This window comes from Pseudomonas anguilliseptica, assembly GCF_900105355.1.
Lineage (GTDB): Bacteria > Pseudomonadota > Gammaproteobacteria > Pseudomonadales > Pseudomonadaceae > Aquipseudomonas > Aquipseudomonas anguilliseptica.
Window position 1 is genome coordinate 4,145,268 of the sequence record NZ_FNSC01000001.1, and the last position, 12,526, is coordinate 4,157,793.

General features: G+C 60.4%; 13 protein-coding genes and 1 pseudogene. 6 read left to right on the forward strand and 8 right to left on the reverse strand.

Annotated features, from left to right (window positions below; translation table 11 throughout):
- Positions 1–126: 126 nt before the first annotated feature.
- Positions 127–336: a DUF6316 family protein gene (locus BLW24_RS20310; RefSeq protein ID WP_090386402.1), complete on the forward strand. Its 210-nt coding sequence runs from the start codon at positions 127–129 to the stop codon at positions 334–336.
- Positions 337–398: 62 nt separating this feature from the next.
- Here BLW24_RS20310 and BLW24_RS20315 read toward each other — a convergent pair whose 3' ends face one another.
- From BLW24_RS20315 to BLW24_RS26070, 4 genes are all read right to left on the reverse strand, one after another.
- On the reverse strand, positions 399–1,583 hold the full coding sequence (locus BLW24_RS20315; protein ID WP_090386403.1) for a thiolase family protein: 1,185 nt from the start codon (positions 1,581–1,583) through the stop codon (positions 399–401).
- A 113-nt stretch (positions 1,584–1,696) separates the two neighbouring features.
- Positions 1,697–3,184, reverse strand: a complete 1,488-nt coding sequence (gene pap, locus BLW24_RS20320) for a polyphosphate:AMP phosphotransferase (RefSeq protein WP_090386404.1) — start codon at positions 3,182–3,184, stop codon at positions 1,697–1,699.
- Positions 3,185–3,258: 74 nt separating this feature from the next.
- A complete protein-coding gene (locus tag BLW24_RS20325; RefSeq protein WP_090386406.1) occupies positions 3,259–3,567 on the reverse strand; it encodes a hypothetical protein in 309 nt (102 codons plus the stop codon).
- 326 nt (positions 3,568–3,893) lie between these two features.
- Positions 3,894–4,058 carry a hypothetical protein gene (locus BLW24_RS26070; RefSeq protein WP_167360418.1) on the reverse strand — a complete coding sequence of 55 codons (165 nt, stop codon included), beginning with the start codon at positions 4,056–4,058 and terminating at the stop codon, positions 3,894–3,896.
- A 42-nt stretch (positions 4,059–4,100) separates the two neighbouring features.
- Between BLW24_RS26070 and BLW24_RS20330 the strand changes: the two genes are divergently transcribed.
- Positions 4,101–5,045 carry a triacylglycerol lipase gene (locus BLW24_RS20330; protein WP_090386409.1) on the forward strand — a complete coding sequence of 315 codons (945 nt, stop codon included), beginning with the start codon at positions 4,101–4,103 and terminating at the stop codon, positions 5,043–5,045.
- An 80-nt stretch (positions 5,046–5,125) separates the two neighbouring features.
- Positions 5,126–6,148 (forward strand): lipase secretion chaperone, encoded by a 1,023-nt coding sequence (locus BLW24_RS20335; protein WP_090386411.1) that lies wholly within the window; start codon positions 5,126–5,128, stop codon positions 6,146–6,148.
- Positions 6,149–6,199: 51 nt separating this feature from the next.
- Here BLW24_RS20335 and BLW24_RS20340 read toward each other — a convergent pair whose 3' ends face one another.
- Both BLW24_RS20340 and BLW24_RS20345 read right to left on the reverse strand, forming a co-directional pair.
- The gene (locus tag BLW24_RS20340) at positions 6,200–6,634 is read right to left on the reverse strand and encodes a DoxX family protein (protein ID WP_090253443.1); all 435 of its coding nucleotides are present in this window, start codon (positions 6,632–6,634) and stop codon (positions 6,200–6,202) included.
- Positions 6,635–6,760: 126 nt separating this feature from the next.
- Positions 6,761–8,146 carry an MltF family protein gene (locus BLW24_RS20345; protein WP_090386413.1) on the reverse strand — a complete coding sequence of 462 codons (1,386 nt, stop codon included), beginning with the start codon at positions 8,144–8,146 and terminating at the stop codon, positions 6,761–6,763.
- Between the two features lie 235 nt (positions 8,147–8,381).
- Between BLW24_RS20345 and BLW24_RS20350 the strand changes: the two genes are divergently transcribed.
- The 3 genes and pseudogenes from BLW24_RS20350 to BLW24_RS27250 all read left to right on the forward strand — a co-directional run bounded on the left by BLW24_RS20350 (position 8,382) and on the right by BLW24_RS27250 (position 10,782).
- Complete coding sequence (locus BLW24_RS20350) at positions 8,382–9,200, forward strand: TatD family hydrolase (RefSeq protein WP_090386415.1); 819 nt, start codon at positions 8,382–8,384, stop codon at positions 9,198–9,200.
- A gap of 550 nt (positions 9,201–9,750) precedes the next feature.
- Positions 9,751–9,912, forward strand: a pseudogene (locus BLW24_RS27245) (HAMP domain-containing protein); the annotation flags it as partial.
- A 114-nt stretch (positions 9,913–10,026) separates the two neighbouring features.
- The gene (locus BLW24_RS27250) at positions 10,027–10,782 is read left to right on the forward strand and encodes a methyl-accepting chemotaxis protein (protein WP_420875042.1); all 756 of its coding nucleotides are present in this window, start codon (positions 10,027–10,029) and stop codon (positions 10,780–10,782) included.
- Between the two features lie 19 nt (positions 10,783–10,801).
- Here the strand turns inward: BLW24_RS27250 and BLW24_RS20360 are convergent, their stop codons facing one another.
- Together BLW24_RS20360 and BLW24_RS20365 are read right to left on the reverse strand one after the other, a co-directional pair.
- Positions 10,802–11,599, reverse strand: coding sequence for an acyl-CoA thioesterase (locus tag BLW24_RS20360; protein ID WP_090387813.1), 798 nt, complete (start codon positions 11,597–11,599; stop codon positions 10,802–10,804).
- Between the two features lie 107 nt (positions 11,600–11,706).
- On the reverse strand, positions 11,707–12,480 hold the full coding sequence (locus tag BLW24_RS20365; RefSeq protein WP_208600203.1) for a CHAD domain-containing protein: 774 nt from the start codon (positions 12,478–12,480) through the stop codon (positions 11,707–11,709).
- Positions 12,481–12,526: the final 46 nt, after the last annotated feature.

Sequence of the window (12,526 nt, forward strand, 5' to 3'; positions counted from 1 at the left end):
AAAACCCGTGGAAATCATGCCGAATTTCGGCAAAAACGACCATTTGTCGCTATTTGATGCAACCATAAAAACCCCGTTTAGACTGACCTCAGAAGCTTAGAAGCTCACTTTGCGGGAGGTTCATCTATGTTCGGTCAACGCCATATCGACCATAACCCCGGCACCCACTACCGCAGCGAACGCGTTAGCGCGGTCAACGGCCAGTTCTTCTTCTCCACCCGCGAGGGCACCCTGGAAGGCCCCTATTTCAACCGAACGGATGCCGAACGCGAGATCGCCTTCTATATCCGCAGGATGATCCAGGCCAACGAGATCATCGAAAGCCGCGCATTCTGAACACAAAGACCAGCCAATAAAAAACCGCGACACGTCGCGGTTTTTTATTTAGCGCAGGACGATCAGCGCACCGCTTCAAACAACCCGGTTGCGCCCATGCCGCCGCCCACACACATGGTGACGATGCCGTAGCGCAGCTGGCGCCGCTGTAGCTCACGCACCAGATGGCCGACCTGACGCGAACCGGTCATGCCGAACGGGTGGCCGATGGAAATCGAGCCGCCATTGACGTTGTACTTGGCGTTATCGATTTCCAGACGGTCGCGGGCATACAGGCACTGCGAAGCAAAGGCTTCGTTAAGCTCCCACAGGTCGATATCGGCAATGCTCAGACCCTTGGCCTTGAGCAGCTTGGGCACCGAGAACACCGGACCAATGCCCATCTCGTCCGGTTCGCAGCCAGCGGCAACAAAGCCGCGGAAGAACGCCAGCGGCTTGAGCCCCAGCTCGATGGCCTTTTCCAGGCTCAACACCAGAGTCATCGACGCGCCATCGGAGAGCTGCGAGGCATTGCCAGCGGTGACCGAGCCGTCGTCGGCAAACACCGGTTTGAGCGCAGCGAGGCTTTCCAAGGTGGTGTCAGCACGGTTGCAGTCGTCGTGAGCGACGATGCCGTCGGCGATGCTCTTCTCGCCACTGGCTTTGTCTTCGACTTGATATTTCACGTGCATCGGCACGATTTCATCGTCGAACAAGCCTTCGGCCTGCGCTCGCGCAGTGCGCTGCTGGCTCTGCAGGGCGTAAGCGTCCTGGGCTTCGCGGCTGACGTTGTAGCGGCGCGCAACGATCTCAGCGGTCTGGCCCATCGGGTAATAGATACCCGGCACCTCTTTCTGCAGCAACGGGTTGAACAGGTTCTGCGTGTTCATGCTTTTCAGGGTCATGGTGATCGACTCGACACCGCCTGCGACGATGACATCGCTGCAGCCCGACGCCACCTGGTTGGCAGCAATCGCGATGGCCTGCAGGCCCGAGGAGCAGAAACGGTTGAGAGTCATGCCGGCCACGTTGGTGCCCAGGCCGGACAGCACGGCCACGTTGCGGCCGATGTTCATGCCCTGGGCGCCTTCATTGGAGCCAGCGCCAACGATACAGTCATCCACCAGCGCCGGGTCGATACCGCTGCGCGCCAGCAGTGCATTGACGCAATGAGCCGCCATGTCGTCTGGACGGGTCAGATTGAACTTGCCACGGAAGGACTTGGCCAAGCCAGTCCGTACGCTGTCAACGATCACCACTTCACGCATGTCGCACCTCATTGTTATTGGGTTGAGTTGCCAACAAGAATAAAGCCGGACAATCTCACTCAGCGATGATCATTCATCAGTCGTATGCGCGACCATCCTGTTGTCCATGTGCCTCAGTCTTTTGCGAATGCGGCTTCAAGCGCCTCATTGATGGTGCTCAGTACCTTGATTCGGGCAAAGCGCTTGTCATTGGCTTCCACCAGCGTCCAGGGCGCAATTTCCGTACTGGTACGGTCGACCATATCGCCCACTGCATCGCGGTACAGCGGCCACTTATCACGGTTACGCCAATCTTCTTCGGTGATCTTGAAACGTTTGAAGGGGATCTGCTCACGCGCCTTGAAGCGTTCCAACTGGGTTTGCTGATCGATCGACAGCCAGAACTTCACCAGCACCACGCCGGCTTCGCTGAGCTGCTCTTCGAAGTCATTGATCTCGCCATAGGCGCGTAGCCAGTCGCCAGTGCTGCAGAAGCCCTCGACCCGTTCCACCAGCACCCGGCCATACCAGGAGCGATCAAACACGGTGAACTTCCCGCGGAGTGGAATATGCCGCCAGAAGCGCCACAGATAAGGCTGCGCACGCTCTTCCTCGGTCGGCGCGGCAACCGGAACAATGCGGTACTGGCGCGGATCGAGCGCGCCAATCACCCGGCGAATTGCCCCGCCCTTACCGGCTGCATCATTGCCTTCGAACACCGCAATCAACGAATGGCGACGCATGCGTTTGTCGCGCATCAGGCTGGACAACCGCGCCTGCTCAAGCACCAGTTGCTCGTTGTAGCTGTCCTTGTCCAGCGCCTGAGTCATGTCCAGGCTGTCGATCAGCCCACGTTCATCCAGGCTGGAGGTCAGCGGCGCGGCATGCGGATGGGGCACGGGGCGCGCCTTGGCCTTCAACGCGGCTTGCAAGCCATCGAGCAGGATGCGTCCGACCGTCAGGCTGCGGTAATACTCATCCACACCTTCCACTACATACCAGGGCGCATAATCGCGGCTGGTGCGGCGCAGCACACGCTCACCGACGCGTACAAATTTGTCGTAGGTTTTTGACTGTTGCCAGTCCAACGGGCTGATCCGCCAGCTGTGCAAGGGGTCATCCTGCAGTGCCTTGAGCCGCGCCTTCATCTGCTGCTTGGACAGATGGAACCAGAACTTGAAGATCAGCGTGCCCTCATCGCAGAGCATGCGCTCCAGCCCGAGTGTGGTGTCGATGGCCTGATCGAGCACGGCGTTCTTGATCCGCCCATGCACCCGCCCCTGCAGCATCTGGCTGTACCAGTTACCGAAGAAAATGCCGATGCGCCCCTTGGGTGGCAGTTGCCGCCAGTAGCGCCAGGCCGGCGGCCGCGCCAGTTCTTCATCAGTCTGCTGATCGAAGGTACTGACCTGAATCAGTCGCGCATCCATCCACTCATTGAGCAGCTTGACCGTCTCGCCCTTACCCGCACCTTCGATGCCGTTGATCAGAATAAGCACGGCAAAACGCCCTTGCTGCTGCAGTTCGTACTGCGCCTCCAGCAGCGCTTCGCGCAGCGCGGGGGCCTCGGCCTCAAAGGTTTCTTTATCAATGCTGCGGCCGATCTCGGCGGATTCGAACATAGCCCACTCCCTGACAATATCGTTTGAGCCTAGCGGATCGGCAGTGGCTGTGGCCAAGCCGTTGTGGGATTCGCTCAGCGCCGGGTAATCAGCCCCTGCTTGGCTACGCGCGTCAACTGACGCACGGTTTCATCCAGCTGCGCGGCCGTTGGCGCCTGGATCACCGCCATATCGAAATGATTGCTGGCAAAGCGCGCCAGGGATTCGCCGTCATGCACAAAGTTGATCAGGAAGGTACGCGGCCCCGGCCAGCGTTTGGGCCAGCCATCAAGGTAGCGCAACCGCGTCGGCTGGTGGCTGCCGCCAAGGAGGATTTTCGGATTGTGCAGGGTCAGCCCGGACGTGATCGGGGCTAGACGAATAAGCGGTTGGGGACAGTGCATCGATATGTCTCTGCCTCATTGAGTCCGCTGGGCAGCGGTGAGAGGCGACACCGAACCAGCGCTTTAGCGGAATTTCAAAGCCTCCGAAGAGTACTTCTCAGGGCGCTGCAATCAGCAGTTAACCCGGCGCCCCGCAAGTAGCTGTTTAAATCGGCGCATGGGTCGGCATCCTAGAGAAGCCCGCGCAACACTGTCAAGACGCTCGGCTGCGGCCATACCCAACCACCCCAACCTTTGATTGGTGGCACTTCTTATCAGCCTGTCAGCCTGGCTTTTTGCCGCCGGCGCGCAAGCCGCTGCTCCATCATCTGGGGCCTGAATCCGTTTCACCCCGTAACAAACCCGCAGTACTGCGCCTGCTGCGGGTTGCGCACAACTTCGATGTAGCGCCCGTAGCAGAGGGCTACACGGCTGTTTCCGGCTACTGGCATGGTTTCTGCCAATACTTCCGGGCTGATGTACACGCCACGGGATGGGCGTTTTGGCTGCATGGATTGCTTTGAACTGCCCGATAACCCCTTGCGAGAGCACCAATGAACAACAATAAAACTCTGCTCGCCCTCTGCCTGGGCGCCGGCTTACTGGCCTCCGGCAATACCCATGCATTCTGGTTCGGCTCCTCCGGCTACACCCAGACCAAATACCCGGTCGTACTGGCCCACGGCATGCTCGGTTTCGACAGCATCCTGGGTGTCGATTACTGGTATGGCATTCCTGCGGCGCTGCGCCGCGACGGCGCCAGCGTGTACATCACCGAAGTCAGTCAACTGAACACCTCGGAAGCCCGCGGCGAAGAACTGCTGGCCCAGGTGGAAGACATTGTCGCCATCAGCGGCAAACCTAAGGTCAATCTGATCAGCCATAGCCATGGCGGCCCGACCATCCGCTATGTCGCCGCCGTCAGCCCCAACCTGATTGCCTCAGCCACCAGCGTCGGTGCACCGCACAAAGGCTCGGCCACAGCCGACTTTATCCGCCAGGTACCGCCAGGTTCGGCCGGGGAAACACTGCTGGCCGGCATCGTCAATGGCCTCGGCACGCTGATCAACTTTCTCTCCGGCAGTTCCAGCACCAGCCCGCAGAACGCTCTGGGCTCGCTGGAGTCGCTCAACAGCGAGGGCGCGGCGCGCTTCAATGCCAAGTTCCCGCAGGGCATTCCCACCACCGCTTGCGGTGAAGGGGCCTACAGAGTGAATGGCGTGCGCTACTACTCCTGGAGTGGCACCAGCCCGGTGACTAATATCATCGACCCCAGCGACCTTCTGCTCGGCGCCACTGCCCTGACGTTCAAGGGCGAAGCCAACGATGGCCTGGTTGGTCGCTGCAGCTCGCGCATGGGCAAGGTGATCCGCGATAACTACCGGATGAACCACCTCGACGAGGTCAACCAGACGCTGGGGCTGACCAGCCTGTTCGAGACCGACCCGGTCACGGTCTATCGCCAGCACGCCAACCGCCTGAAAAACGACGGCCTGTAACAGCTTCGCCAGGGGCTAACCTCAGCCCCTGGCGTTTCTGCCCGCCTCGCCGAATTCGTCTGTCCGTCTAAAGAGTGCCTGTGAAAAAATTTCTGCTGTTGTCCCCGCTGTTGTTCGCCGCCTGCCTGGCTCTCGCGCTGTACCTGCAACCCGTGGATATTCCCGCGCAGCTCAGCGGCGATGGGCCACAGCCGATTCACCGCACTGATAAGCCCGCCGCCATACCAATCCAGACTGGCATGCAGGCCAAGGTAGAGCCACTAAAAACCCTGCCCGCTTCGTTTGGCGGCACCACGGTGGATGGCATCTTTCGCCTGGACGCCAACGGCAACCTGCTGATCAGCGAAGACATCCGGCGGATCTTCGATTATTTCCTTGCCGCAGCCGGTGAAGAACCGCTGCGTGCCAGCGTCGAACGGCTGCGCGCCTATATCGCCGCAGAGCTGCCGGCCAATGCCCGCGAACAGGCCCTGGTCCTGCTAAACCAATACCTCGACTACAAGCGCGAACTGGTGCTGCTCGAACGTGACCTGCCGCAGATGGCCAATCTGGAGGCCCTGCGCCAGCGTGAGACCGCCGTGCAGGCACTGCGTGCGCGGATTTTCGACAGTGAAACGCAGCAGGCATTCTTTGCCCGCGAAGAGGCCTACAACCAGTTCACTCTGCAACGTCTGGCGATTCTGCAGAACAGCCAGCTGGACGATGCCGGCAAAGCCGCCGCCGTTGACCAACTGCGCAACAGCCTGCCTGCAGAGATGCAGGACACCGTGCTGCCGCAACTGCAGAACGAGCTGCGCCAACAGACTGCGAAATTGCAGGCGGCAGGCGCCAAACCGGAACAGATCCGCCAACTGCGTCAACAACTGGTCGGCGCCGAAGCCACCCAGCGCCTCGAAGTGCTCGATCAGCAGCGGCAAACCTGGAAAAAACGCATTGCCCAGTACCGCAGTGAAAAAGCCGCCATCGAGAACAACCCAGGCATGAGCGCCAGCGACAAACGCGCCGCCATTGCCCAGCTGGCCGCAGAGAACTTCGATGAACGCGAACAACTGCGCCTGGAAGCCGCCGAACAGCTGGCGACGCAGAACAAGCCCCAACCCTGAAACGTAAAAAGCCCACCGAAGTGGGCTTTTTACTGGCTGCTGCCGTGTCGATTAACCGGCGATGCGCTTGTCCAGCGACAGCTTGCCAGCACCTTCAATCAGGATCGCGACGCTGATCGCCAGGAGTGCCAGGGCAAACTCATAACCGTTGTTGCTCATAAAGAAGCCGTTAGCCAGGTGCACAGTGGCAATCGCCACCACCATGGTCACTGCCAACACCGCTGCAGCTGGGCGCGCCAGCAGACCGATAATCAAGGCAATGCCACCAAAGAACTCGGCGCTACCGGCCATCAGTGCCAACAAGTAGCCCGGCGCCAGGCCGATACTTTCCATCCACTGGCCTACACCTTCCAGACCGTAACCGCCAAACCAGCCAAACAGCTTCTGCGCACCGTGGGCGGCAAAGGTAATGCCGGCGATGATCCGCAGCACGGTAAGGCCATAGCCAGCTTGAGTTGCAACAACAGATTTGATCAGAGCGTTCATATGCAGCAGTCCTTGTAGTGGGGAGTTGATGGAACGAAGATTAAACCAATTAACCAATATTTAAAGCGGATAAAATCGCTTTAAAGTATCGAATAAATTAATAGATCAACATTCTCAACCTACGCGCTAGGGCTCCAGCAGATAGCGCTCGCGGTCATAAGCAAGGTAGTACTTATTCACACTATTCACATAGCTGACCACGCCCATGCCCATCTGCTCCATCGCCACCCGCTCAACCTGAAAGAACCACTGGTTGGGGTTCAAGCCACGCCGACGCGCTTCTGCCCGCAAGCTCTGCACTCGTTGCGGGCCCATGTTGTAACCGGCCAGAATAAAGGCCATGCGCTCACGCTCGTTGAGCTGTGGGCTGTTGAAGTAGTTGCGACGAATCATCGCCAGGTACTTGGCGCTGGCCTGCACATTGTTATCCAGCACGCCGATATTGCTCACGCCAACGCTGCGCGCCGCCGCCGGGGTGATCTGCATCAGTCCGGTCGCGCCACCGGCCCCGCGCGCGGCGGGGTTAAGAGTGGATTCCTTGAAGGCCACGGCAGCCAGCGCCAGCCAATCGAAATCATGCTGAGTCGCATAGCGCTGCAGTACCGGGCGGACTTTTTCCAGCCGCTGACGCTCGGTACGGCCCAGCGGGTAATGCACCTTGTACAGGCGCCGGTAGACGCGTTGGAACGCCGCGTCCTGATCTGCCGGGTCACGATATCCCTTGAGGAAGCGGTCGATGCTCGCGCCAAGCATGGGGGTGTCGCGGCGCACATACCAGCGCATATCACCGTCGCTGGCCAATTGCAGATGACGGTCCAGGCGCAGCTTGGGCATCACCTTGGCCCAACGCTCGGCAATCGGTTGCTCGACCGCCGTGACGCTGAAGATACCGGCCTGAACCATTTCCAGCACATCCTCGACCGCCAGGCTCGGGTCGACCCACTCGACGACAATTGGTGAGCGTTTGCTGTCGATCAGCCGCTGATTGAGCGCCCGCACCGCCTCCCCCGCCACACTGCCTGCTGGCAACGCCAAACTGCGCCCCGACAGTTGTTCGAGGTTCTGGTAACGACGGTTACCCTGTTTGGCGACGATGATCAGCGGCACGTTGTTGCGGATCGCTGCACTGGCGCTGAGTTTGCTGCCACGCGGCATACTCAGCAGCTCACCGGGGGCAACCAGGTCACCCTCGCCGCGCTGCAAGGCGGCCAGCAGCTGATCCTTGGCACGCGGGATGATCTTCAGTTTGAGCGTGCGGCCATCACGCGCGTTGCGATTAAGGTACTGCTCGAAAGCGCGCACGCGCTGATATTCGACGCCAATGCTCTGGCCTCTGACCTCACCCGAGCTGTTGCGACTCTGGTTGACCAGCACGCGCAATTCACCACTGCTGCGAATGCTTGCCAGGTCACGGGCTGCCTTGGGTTGCTCGACTTCCAGTGGGCCAGCCACGCGCGCTACCGCTGTGCAGGACAGCAGCAATAGGCAGCAGGTGAGCAGCACTCGCGACATCAAGGCTCCAGGGCAGAATCGTCCGACAGATCAGCACCGCCACCCGGCGAAACAGGCTGCAGACAAGGCAACTGATCCCTCGCGCGGGGCGCGGAGGTTCGCACAGCCCGCCTCCGGACGCCAGCCAGCAATCATATGCAACATCATGTATAGGCTTTAACTGGCTGTATTTATTGACTTTTAATCTATTAAAAAAGCTCTGTTATGCTGCCCAATCAATTCAGCAGGTAGCACCATGCAACTCATCGACATCGGCGTCAATCTGACTCATCCAAGCTTTGCCGAACAACGCGAAGCACTCCTCGCTCGCGCCTATGCGGCAGGCGTCCAGCACATGTTGCTGACCGGCACCAGCCTGACGGAAAGCCAGCACGCCCTGGAACTGTGCCGGCAGTTGGATGACAGCGCAGAACATTTGTTCAGTACCGCCGGTATCCACCCCCACGATGCCAGCAACTGGAACAGCGACAGCCATGCGCAGCTCAAGGCCTTGCTGGCCGATCCCAGGGTGCGCGCGGTGGGCGAATGCGGGCTTGACTTCAATCGCGATTTTTCACCACGGCCACAACAGGAGCAGGTGCTGGAGCAACAACTGGCCCTGGCGGTAGAACTGCAACTGCCGGTGTTTCTACATGAACGCGATGCCGACGAGCGGCTGCTGGCCATCCTGCGGCATTTCCGCGACCAGTTGCCGGCGGCCGTGGTGCACTGCTTTACCGGGGAGAAGCGTGCGTTGTTCAACTACCTGGACATGGACCTGCACATCGGCATCACCGGCTGGATCTGCGACGAGCGCCGCGGCAGCCATCTGCACCCACTGGTCAAGGAAATACCCCGTGGCCGCCTGATGCTGGAAAGTGATGCCCCCTTCCTGCTGCCGCGCAGCCTGCGGCCGAAACCGAAGAGCGGCCGTAACGAGCCCGCCTTTCTGGTTGAAGTGTTGCGTGAAGTGGCGCTGCATCGTGGTGAAACCGAGCAGATGGTGGCGATCCATACCAGTGCAGCAGCGCAGGCCTTCTTCAAACTACCCGCGTTCAAGGGTGTCGCCAGCTAATCGTCCAGTAGCGCGATGCCGGCTGGCTTGTTGATAAGGATCAATAGATCCACTGTGAGGCTGAGCGACACTACTGGCACTTTGCCAAGCCTTCACCTCACACAGAGACACCTGCATGGGCCATTGGATCAGCGACCTTTCCCTGAAGTACAAATTCTGGGCCGTAAATGCCGTGGCCTTCTTTACCACGCTGCTATTGGTGCTCTACGCGCTGCATCTGGAGCAGCAGGTGCATCACGCCGCCGCCAAGCAGGCCGCGCAGCAGCAAGCCCGACTGTTAAACCAATGGCCACAGGAGCAGTCCCTGCCAAGCGCGAGCAACCTGTTGAGTTTTGCCACGGGCCAGGCTCCGCGCCTACCGGATAATCAGGGCAGCGCCCTGGCCAACGCACTCGGCTGGGTCGATTTAAATGGCAGCGCGGGGCTGATCGGCGTCGAAGTCATCGTCCACGAAGACGGTCAGCGCCTGGCCATCACCGCCTCGGCGCCAAGTCTGCCCGAGGTGTTTTTCGACCGTGCTCCTAGTTACGCCCTGGTCGTCGCGCTATTGATGCTGCTGTTGCTGGCGGCCTCGCAGTTACTGATTCGCTTTCTGCTCAGCCACCTCAACACCCTCAAGGATGTGATGCTGCAGGTGGAAAAAAGCGGTGACCTCCGCGCCCGCGTACCACTCGACAGCAAGGATGAAGTGGGCCAGATGGCTAGCGCCTTCAATGCCATGCAGGCCGGTTACCAGCGCGTAGTTGGCATCGTCGCCCAGTCAGCCGCGCAACTGGATGAAGGCGCAGAGCGCTTGGCCGGCAATATGCGCGATGTACGCCAGGGCATGCTCGAACAACAGAGCGAAACCGAGCAGGCGGCCACGGCGATCAATGAGATGTCCGCCACCGTGCACCATATTGCCGAGCACACGGCCGACACCCGCGACCAGTCACAAAACGCCGAGCACCTGGCGCGCAGCGGTCAACAGGCGGTCAACCGGGTGAGCCTGTCGATTTCCGGGCTGTCCAGCGGCGTGCAGCAGACCGCACAGATGATCGAGCAGCTGGCGATCGACAGCAAGAAGATCGGTGGCGTGGTCAGTGAAATTCACGGCATAGCCGAGCAGACCAACCTGCTCGCTCTGAACGCTGCCATCGAAGCTGCCCGCGCCGGCGAAATGGGCCGTGGCTTTGCCGTGGTCGCCGATGAAGTGCGCAACCTGGCCAAACGCGTGCAGGACTCCACCGACGTGATCACCCAGATGATCAACACCCTGCAAAGCGGCACCCGCGATGCCGTGGACTTTATGCAGGACAGCTCGATCAAGGCCGATGAATGCGTCAAACAGGCCGGTGAGGCCGGTCAGGCGCTGGTCGCCATCACCGAGTCCGTGGCGCATATGCGTGAAAGCAATACGCAGATCGCCGTGGCAGCGGAACAGCAGAGCCAAGTGGCCGAAGAGATGAACCGCGCGGTGATGCGCATCCGCGATGTCACCGAGCAGACCGTCGGCCAGACTGGTCAGTCGGCGACAACCAGTGCCGACCTGGCCAGCCTCGCCGGCGAGCTGAACAAGGCGATTCGCCAGCTCAAGTTATAGAGCCGGCGCAACAGGCTTATTAATCGAACACGACGACTGTCTGCCGGCTGATCGCCAGCAGCTCACCGGCTGGCGACCAGAGTGCGGCGGCGACGTGGCCATAACCATCGCGGGCATGTTCGATCTGCGCACGATACAGGCACCAATCAAGGGTACTCAGTTCGCTCATCGGCTGGACAAACTCGATGGTCCAGGTCAGCGAGCTGCCAGGAGCCGGCGTGCTGAGGTGTGGCAACACCGCAGGCGGCCAAGCGTCGACCAGAGCCAGCAGATGGGCCTCATTCGCCGGTTCGGCACTGCCTTGATCACGCAAGCGTACCCACCCCCCCATGTCGCGCGACGGAATATTGGTAAATGGCATGCCACCAAACGCCCAGCGCATGGCCAGAAAACGCGTGAACTCTGGGGTGACATTGGGGATATATGGCAGCTCCTGGCACTCCTCCACCGCCTTGGCTTGCGGCGCGGGATCGGCCTGCACGGCGATGCGCGACTCACGCCCGGCGCCGAAGCTGCCCTGCACTAGGGTCACCACCTGACCATCCTGTGTCGCCCGCCCCAGCACCTGGCTGACAGCCTTGCCTTCGCGCAGCACTTCCACTTCAAAGCGTACTGGCACATCAGGCGCGGCTGGACCAACAAAGGTAATCGCCAGTGAACGCGGCGGTCGTCCGCTCGGCACCTGAGCGCGCATGGCCTCGTATACCAGCGCCGCCACCAGGCCACCAAAACTGGCGCGACCCTGCCCCCACTGCGCGGGAATCGACACCGACTGAGGGTTGTCGCGCACCGCCTGGAGTAATTCGGAAAAGCCCATAACCACCTCGAACACTGAAGATGCCGGTGATCTTAGGGCAAAGGTGAGCACAGATGACACGACATTTCGGTCAAACAAGCCGAAGGTATAACGACTTTTCCGCCAACTCAGCTGCTGGTGCGAACAAACCCTGCGGTCAATCCCTCTAAGGCCAGATCAGCCTGCTGCTCGGCACTCAGCATTGCCTCACGCCAAGCAGGCACACAGGGCTGCAGATCCACTTCCACCTCAGCGCGCTGCAGCCACTGCCAGTGGTCGTGCCAATCACCCAGCGCTGACTGCACCTGTTTCAGCTGCATGCGCATACACCCGGACAAATCGGCCAACTGCGGATAGGCCTCAGCGGCATAACGCAGACGTTTGACCAGCAAACGCAGGCGATGACGGTCATGGGCGGGGTCAAGCAGTGCCTGCGCCAGCCGCTTGCGATCCTTGCGCAGGCGTTGCCTGATCAGTTTGTCCAGACCACGCAGTTGCCCGTTGCTGGCAGCCTGGCGCCACTGCTGCGGCCAGTCATCCAATGCATTGAGCAAATGGGCCAACGGTGGGCTGTCCAACAGCTGCAGGTAGCCTTGCTGTAACAGAGGCAAGCGGGATTGTGCGGCGCTATCGAACCCTTGCTGTTGCAGATAGCCCTGCAGCACTTCACGGTCGCGTAGTGGACCGGTCAGGCGACCCAGCTCGGCCGCCCGCTGCTGCAAAGCCTCACAGACCGCGACAGAAGATAACGGCCGCAGCAGGCTGCGCAATTGGCGCAAGGCAATACGCAGATCGTGCAGGGCCTCGTCATCGGTGGCCACCCGCAGCCGTTCACGGCAGGCAAACAAGCGCATATGAATGCGCAGTACGTGTCGTGGCACTTCATCAATCAAGCCTTGCACTGCATCACTCCTGTGAAATCGCCCCCAGCTTATGCGCTTGATGATT